The organism is Comamonas aquatilis, from assembly GCF_965139575.1.
GTDB classification, from domain to species: Bacteria; Pseudomonadota; Gammaproteobacteria; order Burkholderiales; family Burkholderiaceae_C; genus Comamonas; species Comamonas aquatilis.
On the sequence record NZ_CBCSIW010000002.1, the window covers coordinates 165,736 to 180,178 of the forward strand.

Consider the following 14,443-nt stretch of genomic DNA (forward strand, 5'->3'; position numbering starts at 1 on the left):
GAAGAGCGCTCTGGCCGGCCAGCGTCAGGGGGCGGGCGGCTCCGCATCAGCCAGGGACAGGTGCTGCATTCTCTTGATGTCGCGCTGAGGCGGTGCACCAAACAGGCGGCTGTAGTCACGGCTGAACTGCGAGGCGCTTTCATAGCCCACGCGCGCTGCCGTAGTGCTGGCATCCAGAGCCTGATTGAGCATCAGCTGCCGCGCCTGTTGCAGGCGCAACTGCCTTTGGTACTGCACGGGGCTCATGCCTGCGAGGTTGCGGAAATGCTGTCTGAAGGTGGATGGGCTCATGTGCACGCTGGCGGCAAGCTCGTTCATCAGCACGTCGCGGCTGAAATTCTGTTTGAGCCAGGTCATGGCTTGTGCGATCTGGTGGCTGGGGGAGCCTGATGCCACCAACTGCCTTAGATAGGGCCCATGCGGGCCGGACAGCAGTCTCACCATGATCTCCCGCTGAATCAGGGGCGCAATCGGGGTGATGAGTTCAGGCTCGCTCAGCAGTTGCACCAGGCGGGTCAAGGCATCGAGCAAGGGCGCTTCCAGCGGGCGCAGCGAGATCGCGCGAGATACCTGCTCTCGCGACACCGGCGGCAGCGCCATCTCGGTGGCCAATTGCAGCAGAGCGCTGCCGTCGAATCGCAGCATCATGCCCAGAAAAGGCTGGGCCAGACTGGCCTTGGTGACATGGGAGACCACGGGCAGATCGACGGTGGTCAACAGGGATTGGCCTGGCCCGTAGGCAATCACCTGCTCGCCAAGAGTCACCTGTTTGCCACCTTGCGCGGTGATGCCCAGGCCCAACCCGTAAATGCAATGCATGGGTGCGGTGCTGGCACTGCGCCGGTGGATGCTCAGCTGCGGTATGCCCGTCTGATGGTCGCCATCATTTTGAGCAATCTTGCCAATTTCCTGGGCCAAGGTTTCGATGGACATGTCAGCAGGTCTAAAGAGTTGAATGGATTCTGAAATTCAGATGGCTAGCCAGCATGCAGCCGGAACGCAGCCGTGGCGCTCGGCCTACAGAGACTGTATGACCGATGCAGCTTCTGGACAGGTCTGGGCGCGCGAAAAATCGAAAAAGGCAATACAAAAATCGAAAATGGCAAGTTAGATCCGATGCAAACACAGACACTCATAGGCGGCGATCACCCTTGAGAAGTGTCAGCTGGCGTCGCTTTTCTCGCCTTGTATGCTCAAGAGCGTCATCCCGCGCAACCGCATTGCGGCATCGCCGATCCAATGGAGAACTGCCCACCATGAACACGTTAAACGTTAACGGCCGTGAGCACACGCTCGACGCTGACCCCACCACCCCCATCCTCTGGGCCTTGCGTGACACGCTGGGTATGACAGGCACCAAATTCGGTTGCGGTGCGGCGCTGTGCGGCGCCTGCACGGTGCATCTGGATGGCCAGGCCATCCGCTCCTGCGTGACCCCCATTTCCTCCGCCGAGGGCAAGCAGATCACCACGATCGAAGCGGCAACCGATGGCAACGACCGCATAGGCTCTGCTGTGTACACCGCCTGGGTCAAGCACGACGTGGCGCAGTGCGGCTACTGCCAGAGCGGCCAGATCATGAGTGCGACGGCCTTTCTCAAGTCGCTGCCGCGCGGCAAGCAGCCCAGCGCCGCCGAGATTGATTCGGCCATGGCGGGCAACATCTGCCGCTGCGGCACTTACGCTCGCATTCGCGCCGCCGTGGCCGATGCAGCCAAAACCCTGGTTTGAAGGAGAGCTCCATGCTGCCCACCCACATTGATCCCAGCGAGTTGCCGCGCACCCTTCAACGCCTGATGGCGGTAGACAAGCGCGAAGAAGCGGCGCCCCTGGCTCGCCGCAACTTCTTGAAGCTGGCCGGTATCGGCGGCCTGGCGCTGGGCGCGTTTCCCCAAGTGGCAATGGCGCAGGCCGACGGTGCGACCAAGCTAGCACAGACCCTGAAACCGACGCAGCAACCATCGGCCTTCGTGCAGATTGCCCCGAACGGCGAGGTCACGGTGACCATCAACCGGCTGGAGTTCGGCCAGGGCGTTCAAACCGGCCTACCGATGATTCTGGCCGAGGAGCTGGATGCGGACTGGAGCCTGGTTCGCAGCCAAAGCGGCAGTAACGACGCGGCCTACTTTGATCCGCTGTTTGGCATGCACATCACCGGCGGTTCCCAGTCCATCAAGAACAGCTTCACCCAGTATCGCGAGCTGGGCGCGCGCGCCAGGGCCATGCTGCTGTCCGCTGCGGCGGCCCGCTGGAAGCTTGATGCCGCCACTTTGCGCACCCAGGCCGGCATGGTGCTGAGCCCGGATGGCCGCAAGCTGGGCTATGGCGAGCTGGCCGAAGCCGCCATGGCCTTGCCGGTGCCGGAAAAAGTCACGCTGAAGAACCCCAAGGACTTTCGCCTTATCGGCCAGCCCACCACGCGTCTGGATGCGGGCGCCAAGAGCAGCGGGCGTCAGGACTTCGGCATTGATGTGAAGCAGCCCGGTCAGCTGACGGCCGTGGTGGCACATCCGCCCGTGTTTGGGGCTCGCCTGGCCTCGGTGGACGACAGCGCGGCGCGCGCCGTCAAGGGTGTGAAGGCCGTGCTGCGCGTGCCGCTAGACCGTGGCGCCGAGGGTGTGGCCGTGGTGGCTGATGGCTACTGGCCCGCCAAGCAGGGCCGCGAGGCGCTCAAGCTGAAGTGGGACACTGCTGCCGTGGAAAAGGTGGATAGCGATAAGCAACTGGCACAGTACCGCGAACTGGCCAGCCAGCCGGGCCCGCGAAAATTCGATGCCGACATGGCGCCGCTGACCAAGGCGCCACGGCAGCTTCAAGCCGAGTTTGTCTTCCCTTATCTGGCCCATGCACCCATGGAGCCGCTGAACTGCACCGTCAAGCTGTCCGGCGACCGCGCCGAGCTGTGGGTGGGTTCCCAGTGTGCCGGTCTGGATGCCGCTGCTGCTGCGCGCGTGCTGGGCGTAAAGCCTGAGCGGGTCAAGCTGCATGTGCAGATGGCGGGCGGCGGTTTTGGCCGGCGCTTCTCGGCCAGCAGCGATTTTGTGGTCGAAGCCTGCCAGATAGCCAAGGCCATGCAAGCCGCCGGCCTGAACGTGCCGGTGCGCCTGCTGTGGAGCCGCGAGGACGACATCAAGGGCGGCTATTACCGGCCCATGCATCTGCATCGGGCACATATAGGCTTTGATGCGCAAGGAAAGGTTCTGGCCTGGGACCATGTCATCGTGGGGCAGTCCATCACCAAGGGCTCCATCTTCGAGCAGTTCCAGCTAAAGAATGGCATAGACGGCACGGCCACGGAAGGCATGCGCGACCCCTATCCGCTGCCCATGCGTCTGACCGTGCAGCACCCCGAGGTCAATGTGCCCGTGCTGTGGTGGCGCAGCGTGGGCTCCACTCACACCGCTTTTGTGATGGAAACCCTGATCGACGAGATCGCCCGAGCCACTAGGCAAGACCCGGTGGCCTATCGCATGCGGCTTTTCGGCAAACAGCATGAGCGCCACCGCGCCGCGCTGCAGCTGGCGGTGGACAAGAGCGGTTACGGCAAGCGAAAACTGCCGGCCGGCCGTGCCTGGGGCGTGGCGGTGCATGAATCTTTCAACACCGTAGTGGCCTATGTGGTGGAAGCTTCCGTCAAGGACGGTCAGCCGGTGCTGCACCGGGTCACCAGCGGCGTGCACTGCAATCTGGCCGTCAACCCGCGCAGCGTCGAAGCACAGGTGCAGGGCGCAGCGGTCATGGGTTTGTCGATGTGCCTGCCCGGCGGCGCCATCACCTTGAAGGACGGTGTGGTGCAGCAGAGCAACTTCGGCGACTTCGCTGTACCCCGCATCACCGACGTACCGGAGTTCGAAGTGCATATCGTGCGCAGCGCCGATGCTCCCACCGGCATGGGAGAGCCCGGTCTGCCGCCACTGGCACCGGCCTTTGCCAACGCCATCGTTCAGCTCACCGGCAAGCCGCTGCGCCAGCTGCCTTTCAACCTGGCTTGAACGGGGCCGCATGGGCGTCAGTTGCTGAGCGGCTCTCCGGCTTGGCGGTGGACACTTCACCGCCAGGCTTGGTGCGCATCAGCGACTCGCCGTGGCCGCTCTTGTAGCGGCGAGCTGACGCTTTCTTCCGCTTGTGCAAAGCTGTGCGATACGCCACATTAAGAGCCATGGCTCATCGGTGTTGCGTGGATTTTTACGCGTCGCTGGTTTGTCATATTGACAGTGCGACCGTGTTCGCACACCCAGCGTGACCCACTTTCGTCATGCTGTCGGCGCTGCGGATATGGCGCCTTTTTTCTCACCGTCAAGGGAGGTTGTCATGGCTCGTCATACCCCTATAGAGCACTATCGCAACATCGGCATTTCCGCGCACATCGATGCCGGCAAGACCACCACGACCGAGCGCATCTTGTTCTATACCGGTGTCAATCACAAGCTGGGCGAAGTGCATGACGGCGCAGCCACCATGGACTGGATGGAGCAGGAGCAGGAGCGTGGCATCACCATCACCTCGGCCGCCACCACGGCTTTCTGGTCCGGTATGGAGCACAACTTTCCTGCCCATCGCATCAACATCATCGACACGCCGGGTCACGTGGATTTCACCATCGAGGTCGAGCGTTCCATGCGCGTGCTGGACGGTGCAGTCATGGTGTATGACTCCGTGGGCGGCGTGCAGCCCCAATCCGAAACCGTCTGGCGCCAAGCCAACAAGTACAAGGTGCCGCGCCTGGCCTTTGTGAACAAGATGGACCGCGTTGGTGCAGATTTCTTTCGCGTGCGCCAGATGATGATTGATCGCCTCAATGCCCACCCAGTGCCTGTCGTGATCCCCATCAGTGCAGAGGCCGATTTTCACGGTGTGATTGATCTCATCAAGATGAAAGCCATCTTCTGGGATGATGAATCGCAGGGCGTGAAGTTCGAGTACCAGGACATCCCCGAGTCGCTTCAGGCCAGCGCCAATGAGTGGCGGATGAAAATGGTGGAAGCTGCTGCTGAGGCCACCGTGGAGCTTACCGACAAGTACCTGGAAACCGGTGATCTCAGCGCTGCCGAGATCACCGCAGGTCTGCGTCTGCGCACCATTGCCACCGAAATTCAGCCCATGCTATGTGGCTCTGCGTTCAAAAACCGGGGCGTGCAGCGGCTACTCGATGCCATGATCGAATTCATGCCGTCTCCGCTGGATGTGCCGCCGGTGACGGGTCATAGCGAAGACGACGATGCCAGCGAAATGCTGGTGCGGCATGCGGACGACAATGAAAAATTCGCCGCCCTGGCTTTCAAACTCATGACCGACCCCTTCGTGGGGCAACTGACCTTTGTGCGCGTTTACTCAGGCGTGCTGTCCAAGGGCGACGTTGTCTACAACCCCATCCGGGGCAAGAAGGAGCGCATAGGCCGAATTGTGCAAATGCATGCCAACGCCCGCCAGGAAATCGATGAAATCCGCGCCGGCGATATCGCTGCCTGCGTGGGGCTCAAGGATGTGACCACGGGCGAGACGCTGTGCGATCCTTCTGCTCCGATTGTGTTGGAAAAAATGTCCTTCCCTGAGCCGGTAATCGCACAGGCGGTGGAGCCCAAGACCAAGGCCGATCAGGAAAAAATGGGCTTGGCGCTCTCGCGTCTGGCGGCGGAGGACCCCTCGTTCAGAGTGCGCACCGATGAGGAGTCGGGGCAGACCATCATCGCCGGCATGGGCGAGCTGCATCTGGAGATCATCGTTGACCGCATGAAACGCGAATTTCACGTGGAGGCCAATGTAGGCAAACCTCAGGTCGCCTACCGGGAAACCATTCGCAAGAAAGTCACGGATGTGGACGGCAAGTTCGTGCGCCAATCCGGTGGCAAGGGCCAGTACGGCCATGTCGTGTTGACGGTGGAGCCCATGGAGTCGGGCAAGGGCTTCGAGTTTGTTGACGAAATCAAGGGCGGCGTGGTGCCGCGCGAATTTATCCCCGCCGTGGAAAAAGGCGTGCGCGAGGCTTTGACTTCGGGCGTGCTGGCCGGCTACCCGGTGGTGGATGTACGCGTGCGCCTGACTTTTGGCTCCTACCACGACGTGGATTCGAACGAGATGGCTTTCAAGATGGCCGCCATTCTGGGCTTCAAGGAGGCGGCCAGAAAAGCCAGTCCGGTGATTCTGGAGCCCATGATGGCTGTGGAAGTGGAAACGCCCGAAGACTACGCCGGCACCCTGATGGGCGATCTGTCGTCGCGCCGCGGCATGGTGCAAGGCATGGATGACATTGCCGGCGGCGGTAAAACCATCAAGGCCGAAGTGCCGCTGTCGGAGATGTTTGGCTATGCCACGCATTTGCGCTCCATGACGCAGGGCCGCGCCACCTACACCATGGAGTTCAAACGCTACTCGGAAGCGCCAGCGCAGGTGGTTGCAGCGATTTCTTCTTCACCGTCTGCCAGAAAGTCGGGCTGAACCTACTGGTTGAACAGGTGCAGTTAATAGCACCGGAAGCCCAGTCTGAATGTCCGGATGTTCGAGAACTCGTTGCCGAAAAAACGCTTTTTATTCAGTCGTTTAGACCTAACGTCAGTTGACAAGGAATCTAGCACCATGAGCCCCAAAAACACGGTATGCCTTTGGTATGTGGGTGATGCGCTGGAGGCGGCGAACTTCTATGCCCAGACTTTTCCGGACAGCTCTGTGGGAGCGGTTCACCGCGCGCCTGGCGACTATCCCGATGGCAAAGAGGGCGATGTGCTGCTGGTGGAGTTCACGGTCGCCGGCGTGGCCTGCGTGGGCCTGAACGGCGGTCCGCATTTTCAGCACAGCGAAGCCTTCTCATTCCAAATCGCAACCGACGACCAGGCCGAGACCGATAGACTCTGGAACGCCATTGTCGGTAATGGGGGCCAGGAAAGTGCCTGCGGCTGGTGCAAGGACCGCTGGGGTATCTCCTGGCAGATCACGCCGCGCATCCTGTTGCAGGCCATCGCCAATTCCGACCGCAGCGCCGCCCAACGTGCCTTTGAAGCCATGATGCAGATGGTCAAGATTGATGTGGCGACGATCGAGGCGGCAGTCAAGAACGCAGGCTAGTTTCTGTCGTTGTCGGGTGACAGCGTTAATGGAAACCGCAGGCAGAGTCACGCCACGTGAGCCGGGTGTTCTCCATTTCAGCTCTTTGAGGCGCGTGGCATCCAAGACGTTCATGCTGCCGAACTGACTGGGCCGCAGGTAGTTGCTGGCTTCCGAGAAGCCGTGCTTTCGGCGCAGCTCGGCCATGCTCAAACCGGCTTTTGCTTCTCTCAGGAAGTCAATGCTCTGCTCTTCGGAGAATCGCTTCTTCATATCCCAGCCAAGCGCTACTCAAAGTTGGGGCGGCGTCGCAATTTCCGTAGTGACTGAAAAAGTCCAGGCTTCAATATGAGAAAGGCCTGCGCCACAAAATCGCGCAGGCCTTTGCACTTGGTCCGATCAGTTGGCCAAGGTAATGGTCACGCTGGTATCGGCATAGCTCACAGTGGACTTGGCAAAGCCGTCCACCACCACATTGGCGAACTTGTTGTGCACGCCTTTGGCGGTCAGCACCACAATTTTGTCGCCCGTCTTGGGCGTATATCCGCTGATGAAGTTCAGATTCAAAGCACCGGCCAGTGCTGCATGGTCAGCCACAGCCAGCGTACCGGCGGTGCTGCTGGATAGCGCCAAGTTCAACGTCCCCGACTTCTGTGTGTAGGGGCCGGCCACCTTGATCTGGTTGCCGTTGGTCGCGAACGTACCGCCATCGATGTACATCGCGCCGGTGCCTATCGCCGTAGCAGAATCCGCGCGCAAGGTTCCTACTGAAACCACGGTGCCGCCACTATAGGTGTTGGCGCCTGTCAATGCCAGGGTGCCGGTTCCCCGCTTGGTCAGCTTGCCTGCACCGCTGATATCGTTGCGCCATTGGTCAAAAGTACAGAAACCCGAAACACAAAAGCCTTCGGTGCTGTTGTTCATGGTGACGGTTACATCGGCCTCCAGCTTGCCGTAGCCGCTGGCTGCATCGAACAGGTTCAGGCGGCCAAAGCCTTCCTCATCGTCAAGCACCGGGTAGCCGGAATCAATGGCCGTGGTTTTGAGCACGGCCCGTCGCTGCTCTGCCGTCAGATAGGGGAAGCGGGTTTCCAGCAGGGTTTCCATTCCCTTGGGCACCACGGCAGGTTTGCCAGCCTTGGTCTTGTCTTGTGCAAAGCCGAATGTCAGCCGCCTGAGGTATTCAGCCTTGGCATTCGCGAAATCCGCAAAGCGGTCATCACTGACCTTGGCCGAGTGCGCAACATTCCAAAGCTCCACGCCGGTACTCACGCCCAGCTTGGTACGCAGTTGTGCTTGCGCCTGCTGAAACACGACCTGACGCTGCGCTTCGGTATAGGCCAGACCGCGATCACCGGCACCCTTTAGAAAAGGCATCCATACCGACGAGCCGAGCATACGTCCGCCCATGACACCTAGTGCCGAGTGCATGCCGGCACGGATGCGGTTTTCGCCTGCTTCCAGCCCACGCGCCACTGCTTCATGGAAGCGCTGTGGTGCCACGTAAGCGATGGCCATCGAGTAGCGCACGAACTCAGCGGTATGGCCGCTGGGGAAGTCGGAGTCCTGCTGAGCCTTGGTCTGGGCCGCGGGCGCATCATCGCCAGCAGCGCGACGCGACAGCAGCTCGGGCAGGACCTTGACTATGGGAAGGCTGCTGTCTGCAGCCGACCAGCGATAAGGGCGGGCAAATTTGTAGAAGCCTTTGGGTCCGTTGTCCGACGCGATATTGCCGACCGTGGCGTTGTCAACGAACTGAAGCACCGCCCCGAACTCGGGGTTGGTTTGGGTATTGGTGTCGCCCCAACCGGAGCTGGGATTTTTGGCCAGATCATCCCAGGCCTTGCCCAGCGGCCCTAGCGAGCCACCCATGACCGTGCGCGTGACCTTGTTGCCGGTGTCGTCCAGCTTGATGTCTTCTTTCTGCGCGTCGGTGTAAGTGGTTTGCGTGGTCAGCTTGGAAGAATACGCCATGTTCTGCAGAAACAGCTCGCTCTTCTTGACCGTTCCAGTGGTCCCCGCTGTTGGAGCTTGGCCTGGCGTGCTGTTGGTGTTGTCTGCCGTGAGCACATGCCAGACACCGTTCCAGGTAGTAAGACCGAATGCATCGCAGGCTTCTTTTCCGATAACGTTGGTATCCGGTGTGGTCGCGCCAGCTGTAAAGATTCCCGCGTAATCGGACTTCTTGAAGCCGTTCATCTTTCGCTCGGAAGGCTCCCAGATATCGAGGAAGCCCGACAGAATGCGCAGCGTGCTATTGGTGGTGTGATCGGCATAGCAGGAGTTGTTGCCACTGGCCGTTGCATCATGTCTGCCGGAGTTAAAGACGGTGGCGTCTTCGCGGTACTTGGGCACATCCGTGCGCGATGCAGGCATGCTGGTCGCAGTTTGCGGTGTGACATTGATCGTTTCCGTGCCCAGCCCCGTGGGTGGACCGGGAATGACATAGCCTGCAACCGTTTCTTCATCGCCACCGCCGCCGCATGCGGCCAGGGTCAAGAGAGTTGCCAAGGCGACGGCACGAAGAGCGAATTTTTTCTTATGTGATGAAAAACGAACGAAAGTTTGCATACGCGAGCTGATTTCAAAGGCAAATAAGCGCGCAATGTTTATGGAAAATAATGAATCCTCTGTGACATATCAAGTCAGCGAGTCATAGTTATTTCTCATGCTGACTCACGTGGCTGTAAGTTGTGCTTTGCACCGACCCTGATTCGAGGTCATTCGAAAAATTCGACACCGAAGACAGGGCTCCAAATGCAAAGATTGAAGGCCAAGAAGCATGTGCATTGACCGCACTGGTCCTTCAGGTTGCCGTTCGCCCGACGTCGCGCTATAGACAATGTTGAAAGGCCATGCTCGGCTCGGATGGCTTGAGCGTGACCTGCGAGCGCAAAGGGTCGAGCACTACAGTGCTGAGCCTGGCGGTTATTCTGTAGCGGTGCTGTTTAAGCACTGGCCGTTCAAACTTAGCAGGAGTGAAAACATGTCATATATCGATGGTTTCGTGATCGCTGTCCCCACCGCTAACAAGGAAAAATTTATTGAGCACGCACGCAAGCTCGACCCGATATTCATCGAGCTGGGCGCAATCCGTGTGATCGAGGGTTGGGGTGATGACGTTCCTGATGGGAAAGTCACCGACTTCCGACGCTCAGTGCAGGCCACGGCCGAGGAGACGGTGGCTTTTTCCTGGGTTGAATGGCCGGACAAGGCTACGCGTGACGTCGCCATGAAGAAGATGATGGAAGATCCGCGCATGGATCCATCTGCCCCCGGCAACCCGCCCATGCCCTTCGATGGAAAACGCATGATCTTTGGGGGCTTCGAACAGGTAGTCGAAGTGAAGGCTTAAGGGCTATTTAAGGCCGTGTTCTGCCACGGCTTCCGACCAGAAGCGGACATGGTGATCTTTCTTGGGAACGTCCGCTTCCGTGGTTTCGTCGCATTTGAGCGATTACCTACATCGGTTGCTTGCGTTCGCGACGGTCACGAATAGCCTCCAATATACCTATCAGCCAGCAGGCGGGACAGCCTCTCATCAAGTAGATGGCCAAGCCCAGCAGACCTATCGCAGGCCAAAAGTGCGGCGTGATGGCGACAGCGCCGGCAATGGAGGCTGCCGCCAAAGCGCCGCGGAACAGTTGTGTCGATAAGGAAGTGCTGCAATACATGATGGGTTCCCTGTTATCTGCGAAATTGCGTTGAACAAACCAGGAGTTGCCGATGCATCCAGCCACCCGATAGTTCGTTCCCCTGGCCCCTAGAAGAGCAATACCCATCGAAGCAGGACGGTGCCGGCGGATGTTGTGAGCCCCAGAGATGATGGAGCGGCTATTGCACAGCCTTTGCTATCCAATGATCGAGTGACAGTCGACCCGGCCCGACGGCAATCAGCGCGATGGCCATCGTCGCCCAGGGCAAGTGAAAGTTGGCCCAACCGTCCGGCACGATGAGCTGGATCACCGCAGTCATGCCCAGCAGCCCAATGGCGCTGAAGCGTGTGCCCAGACCCAGGATCAGCAGGATTGGAAAAATGATCTCCGCCGAGCCGGCGGCCAAGGCGAGGATTTTCGGGGCGGGAAGGTCATAAACATGACCGAGGATGTGCAGCTTGAACTCTTCTTCGAAGAGAAAGGTGGTCACCGGAGACAGGGACAGAAAGCCATCCCATTTGGTGAGCCCGGATTTGAAGAAAGGCAACGCCAACGCCACCCGCAAAAATATCGGTGCAGCGATGGCTGCCGCCTTCGTCATTCCCGCCAGCGTACAGTTCACCATGCGAGGCAAACCGGTCAACTGCTTCACTTTTGGTACATCAATCATGATGGCTCTCCCCTGTACCCAGGTTGAAGCCCACGAAGGCCCCCATCTGGATTAGTTCCCGCAAGTTCTCTGACAAGTCGAACTCGGCATCGGTAGCCAGCGCGGTTTCCAACGCTTGCGCTAGCGTCATGCCCTGAGCCAGCGCAGCCATGAAATCATGGCTCGCAGGGAGTATCTGGCGTACATCCACCTCGGCGTCGGGGCGTAGCACCAGCGTGTCCTGGGATTCCGCGAGGTCGACCGGCTCCGGTGTGCCATCGGCGGCATTCATGCGCCAGATCGTGAAGGCTGGAAATGGAGAGCGCAGCAGGCGCACCGATGGGTGGAGCCTGAAGCGCAGAAACAGCGCTTGCTCGGGAGGTACGCCCGCGAACGCGCTGGGTAGTAAAGATTCCTCATCGCGTGCGTGGTATGCGTCGGTCCCGGCACGCTCGATGCGGGCCACGTCGGCGAGATAAGGAAGGGATGCGGCCGGCGGGAAGGACGCAATGAAATCCGGGAACTCGGCGCCGTAGTGCAGCAGCACGGGCGACCTAGGGGGATGGGCTGCGGCAAAAACACGAGCCATCCCCATGAAGAATTCATCCCCCACCAACTTGGCGGTGCAGGGAAAGCTCGCACGCAACGCATTGGTCAATCCGATGAAGACGTTGTTGCGGTAGACGTTGAAACGCCTCGTGCTCGGCTCGCCATCGGGGCCGAGCAGGCCCACGGGCGCAGGGAGGCTGGAATCGAGCAGCGCCGCAGCGAAGGCCTTCTGACGCTCAGCCAAGCGAGCCATAGCGTTGCTCCTTCGTTCCAACATCCATCTGCGCCTCGGCCATGACCGCCTGCGCATGTAGTTCGAGCCAGGCGGGCATGTTGGCATCCCATTCAATCAGCGTAGGCATCGGCCCGATCTGCTGGATGACCTGTCGAAACAGACGCCAGACCTGCTGGTCCACAGCTCTGTCGTGTGCGTCGATCAGCAAGGGATGACCTTTCTCGTCCGTCTGGCGGGCGTGGCCGGCGAGATGGATCTGTTGAACCTGGCCAAGGGGGAAGTCGTCAATGTAGCTGGAGGCATCCCACTGCTGGTTCGTGCTCGCCACGAAGGCATTGTTCACATCCAGCAGCAGGCCGCAGCCGGTTCTTTGGGCGATCTCGCGGATGAAATCCGTCTCGTGCCAGGTGCTTTCCTGGAACCAAAGGTAGGTCGCAGGGTTCTCCAGCAGCATCTGCTGGCCCAGAACGTCCTGCACCTGGTCGATGTGATGGCAAATGCGGTTCATGGCCTCGTCGGTATAGGGCACCGGCAACAGGTCGTCGAGGTAGCAGCCCTCATGCGAGGACCAGGCAAGGTGTTCAGAAAACAGACCGGGTTCGTAGCGCACTATCAGTGCCTTCAGGTGCAGTAAATGCGCAAGGTCGAGCGGCCGATCGGCGCCGATGGACAGGCCCACGCCATGCAGCGACAGAGGGTAGCGCTCGCGGATAGCCGTCAGATAGCGGTGAGGCGGGCCGCCGGCCCCCATGTAATTTTCTGCATGGACCTCGAAAAAGCCCACATCGGGCTGGGTCTCGAGGATGGTGCGGTAGTAATCGGCCTTAAGGCCGATGCCTGCGCGGGCGGGAACATCCCCTTTGGCGACACGTGGAATTTGGTGTAAGCCCATGACGACCTCGTTTCTATCTCGCTGGTGGACGGTAACGCCATGCTCCGCCCACCGGATCGGACGCTAGCCTCAGGACTTGGCTTCGAGGCTGCCGTAACCATTGGGTGTCGAAATCGTCGTGCAGGTGCCCTTGGCGACCATCTTCCAGGCATTGCCTTGGTAGTCGGACATGCTGGTACCCGCGCAGGTGGTTCCGGCGCCGGCAAAGCAGTCGTTCTGCCCCTTGAGGGCGACGCCATAGCACTTCTCGAACTTGCCGGTTTTCATCGTCTCCATGTTCTTGGCGCGGGTCTCCATCATCATTTTTTCCATGTCAGCCTTGCTCATGCTCTTCATGTCATGGGCAAAGGCCGGAGCGGAAACTACGCTGAGTGCGGCAACAAAAGCCGTGGCAACGGCTGCTGACAACATGTGGTTTGACACTTGGTTCGACATTTCAATCTCCTAGCAAATGCTGATGCAGCCGGATGAGCTGCGGGTGGTCGACTGGCTATTGCCAGCCTCACTTACTAAGAGTCGGCGAACATGCAAAACGGTTCGAAGAAAAACAAAAAGACATCACCGGCCGGGCTCTGTGCCCAGCATGTATTCGCGCACCAATGCGCGGGCACGGTGCAGTCGGCTTTTGACCGCACTGGAAGGTTCGTCCAACCGCTGCGCAATTTCTGCGATCGTCAGTTCCTCAAAGTCGCGCAGCAGCACTACTTCGAGGTAATGAGCCGGCAGCGATTCCAAGGCGCGCGCAAGGTCTATCCTCAAATCATCGCTGGGCCGGCTCAGCAGCAACTCTTCCGCTGCCTCGTCAGGTAATGGTTCGTGCCTGAACATCATGCGAGAGAGCTTGCGGCACTCATGCTTGATGATCGTGAACAACCAGGAGGAGAAGGCGGCGGCGGCTTTCAGTCCGCTGACCTTGCGAGAAATAATCAGCAAGGACTCCTGGACAGCGTCATCCACGTCGCTGGCATGGCAGTGCTTATATGCATAACGGCGCGCATCGGCCTGGCATACCGCCAGCAATTGGGTGATGGCGACCGCGTCGCCCGATTGCGCAGCAAAGATAAGGTTGTCGCGTGCACTAGCTTGAATTCGCATGGTTTGCTCCCCCACGTTGCCATCCAGAGAACTCCTGGAAATAGATCCGTCTGCTCCGAGGAACTCAGTGAGACAACTGAGGCATGGCGCTATTGCATCCGGGTTGGTGTCTCCGAGCTTTGGCCTTCTGGTACACACCTGTGGCAATCAAGGCAAGTGCAGCCACGATGCATACAGGACAGGCAAAACCTGCCAGAACAGTCGTTGCCGCAACATACCCACCCAGCCCCAAGCCCAGCCCGAGATAGAGCGTACTGTCGTACGAAGTTCTTTGGTCGGCTGCCGCATAAGTTTCTTGTTTCATATGGAAGACTTCCAGGTCGGCTTTCG

Annotated in this window: 12 protein-coding genes and 1 pseudogene; 5 read left to right on the forward strand and 8 right to left on the reverse strand. The window is 59.7% G+C overall.

Annotation, left to right across the window (positions count from 1 at the left end):
• Window positions 1–24 precede the first annotated feature (24 nt).
• Window positions 25–933 (reverse strand): AraC family transcriptional regulator, encoded by a 909-nt coding sequence (locus ACNAZA_RS03800; protein WP_415795093.1) that lies wholly within the window; start codon window positions 931–933, stop codon window positions 25–27.
• 323 nt (window positions 934–1,256) lie between these two features.
• Between ACNAZA_RS03800 and ACNAZA_RS03805 the strand changes: the two genes are divergently transcribed.
• From ACNAZA_RS03805 to ACNAZA_RS03820, 4 genes are all read left to right on the forward strand, one after another.
• On the forward strand, window positions 1,257–1,730 hold the full coding sequence (locus ACNAZA_RS03805; protein WP_415795094.1) for a (2Fe-2S)-binding protein: 474 nt from the start codon (window positions 1,257–1,259) through the stop codon (window positions 1,728–1,730).
• An 11-nt stretch (window positions 1,731–1,741) separates the two neighbouring features.
• Complete coding sequence (locus ACNAZA_RS03810) at window positions 1,742–3,991, forward strand: xanthine dehydrogenase family protein molybdopterin-binding subunit (protein ID WP_415795095.1); 2,250 nt, start codon at window positions 1,742–1,744, stop codon at window positions 3,989–3,991.
• A gap of 319 nt (window positions 3,992–4,310) precedes the next feature.
• The gene (gene fusA, locus ACNAZA_RS03815) at window positions 4,311–6,434 is read left to right on the forward strand and encodes an elongation factor G (protein WP_415795097.1); all 2,124 of its coding nucleotides are present in this window, start codon (window positions 4,311–4,313) and stop codon (window positions 6,432–6,434) included.
• A 138-nt stretch (window positions 6,435–6,572) separates the two neighbouring features.
• Window positions 6,573–7,058: a VOC family protein gene (locus tag ACNAZA_RS03820; RefSeq protein ID WP_415795099.1), complete on the forward strand. Its 486-nt coding sequence runs from the start codon at window positions 6,573–6,575 to the stop codon at window positions 7,056–7,058.
• Between the two features lie 58 nt (window positions 7,059–7,116).
• On the opposite strand, the pseudogene ACNAZA_RS03825 reads toward ACNAZA_RS03820, so the two are convergent.
• Both ACNAZA_RS03825 and ACNAZA_RS03830 read right to left on the reverse strand, forming a co-directional pair.
• A pseudogene (locus ACNAZA_RS03825) lies at window positions 7,117–7,310 on the reverse strand (transposase); the annotation flags it as partial.
• A 126-nt stretch (window positions 7,311–7,436) separates the two neighbouring features.
• Complete coding sequence (locus ACNAZA_RS03830) at window positions 7,437–9,536, reverse strand: autotransporter-associated beta strand repeat-containing protein (protein ID WP_415795100.1); 2,100 nt, start codon at window positions 9,534–9,536, stop codon at window positions 7,437–7,439.
• Between the two features lie 487 nt (window positions 9,537–10,023).
• On the opposite strand from ACNAZA_RS03830, the gene ACNAZA_RS03835 reads away from it, so the two are divergent.
• Window positions 10,024–10,392: a DUF1428 domain-containing protein gene (locus ACNAZA_RS03835; RefSeq protein WP_415795101.1), complete on the forward strand. Its 369-nt coding sequence runs from the start codon at window positions 10,024–10,026 to the stop codon at window positions 10,390–10,392.
• A 479-nt stretch (window positions 10,393–10,871) separates the two neighbouring features.
• Here ACNAZA_RS03835 and ACNAZA_RS03840 read toward each other — a convergent pair whose 3' ends face one another.
• The 5 genes from ACNAZA_RS03840 to ACNAZA_RS03860 all read right to left on the reverse strand — a co-directional run bounded on the left by ACNAZA_RS03840 (window position 10,872) and on the right by ACNAZA_RS03860 (window position 14,113).
• Complete coding sequence (locus ACNAZA_RS03840) at window positions 10,872–11,363, reverse strand: DoxX family protein (protein ID WP_415795103.1); 492 nt, start codon at window positions 11,361–11,363, stop codon at window positions 10,872–10,874.
• Window positions 11,356–12,144 (reverse strand): HvfC/BufC N-terminal domain-containing protein, encoded by a 789-nt coding sequence (locus ACNAZA_RS03845; protein WP_415795104.1) that lies wholly within the window; start codon window positions 12,142–12,144, stop codon window positions 11,356–11,358. The genes ACNAZA_RS03840 and ACNAZA_RS03845 overlap by 8 nt, the downstream gene beginning before the upstream one ends.
• Window positions 12,128–13,018 (reverse strand): MNIO family bufferin maturase, encoded by an 891-nt coding sequence (bufB, locus tag ACNAZA_RS03850; protein WP_415795105.1) that lies wholly within the window; start codon window positions 13,016–13,018, stop codon window positions 12,128–12,130. The genes ACNAZA_RS03845 and bufB overlap by 17 nt, the downstream gene beginning before the upstream one ends.
• A gap of 69 nt (window positions 13,019–13,087) precedes the next feature.
• A complete protein-coding gene (locus ACNAZA_RS03855) occupies window positions 13,088–13,453 on the reverse strand; it encodes a BufA1 family periplasmic bufferin-type metallophore (protein ID WP_415795106.1) in 366 nt (121 codons plus the stop codon).
• 123 nt (window positions 13,454–13,576) lie between these two features.
• Complete coding sequence (locus tag ACNAZA_RS03860; RefSeq protein ID WP_415795107.1) at window positions 13,577–14,113, reverse strand: RNA polymerase sigma factor; 537 nt, start codon at window positions 14,111–14,113, stop codon at window positions 13,577–13,579.
• Window positions 14,114–14,443: the final 330 nt, after the last annotated feature.

What these genes read in the sequence shown, in the direction of transcription:
- ACNAZA_RS03805 (WP_415795094.1), top strand. Translation starts at nt 1,257, where the DNA reads ATGAACACGTTAAACGTTAACGGCCGTGAGCACACGCTCGACGCTGAC.
- ACNAZA_RS03810 (WP_415795095.1), top strand. Translation starts at nt 1,742, where the DNA reads ATGCTGCCCACCCACATTGATCCCAGCGAGTTGCCGCGCACCCTTCAA.
- ACNAZA_RS03820 (WP_415795099.1), top strand. Translation starts at nt 6,573, where the DNA reads ATGAGCCCCAAAAACACGGTATGCCTTTGGTATGTGGGTGATGCGCTG.
- bufB (WP_415795105.1), bottom strand. Translation starts at nt 13,018, where the DNA reads ATGGGCTTACACCAAATTCCACGTGTCGCCAAAGGGGATGTTCCCGCC.
- ACNAZA_RS03845 (WP_415795104.1), bottom strand. Translation starts at nt 12,144, where the DNA reads ATGGCTCGCTTGGCTGAGCGTCAGAAGGCCTTCGCTGCGGCGCTGCTC.
- fusA (WP_415795097.1), top strand. Translation starts at nt 4,311, where the DNA reads ATGGCTCGTCATACCCCTATAGAGCACTATCGCAACATCGGCATTTCC.
- ACNAZA_RS03835 (WP_415795101.1), top strand. Translation starts at nt 10,024, where the DNA reads ATGTCATATATCGATGGTTTCGTGATCGCTGTCCCCACCGCTAACAAG.
- ACNAZA_RS03860 (WP_415795107.1), bottom strand. Translation starts at nt 14,113, where the DNA reads ATGCGAATTCAAGCTAGTGCACGCGACAACCTTATCTTTGCTGCGCAA.
- ACNAZA_RS03855 (WP_415795106.1), bottom strand. Translation starts at nt 13,453, where the DNA reads ATGTCGAACCAAGTGTCAAACCACATGTTGTCAGCAGCCGTTGCCACG.
- ACNAZA_RS03800 (WP_415795093.1), bottom strand. Translation starts at nt 933, where the DNA reads ATGTCCATCGAAACCTTGGCCCAGGAAATTGGCAAGATTGCTCAAAAT.
- ACNAZA_RS03840 (WP_415795103.1), bottom strand. Translation starts at nt 11,363, where the DNA reads ATGATTGATGTACCAAAAGTGAAGCAGTTGACCGGTTTGCCTCGCATG.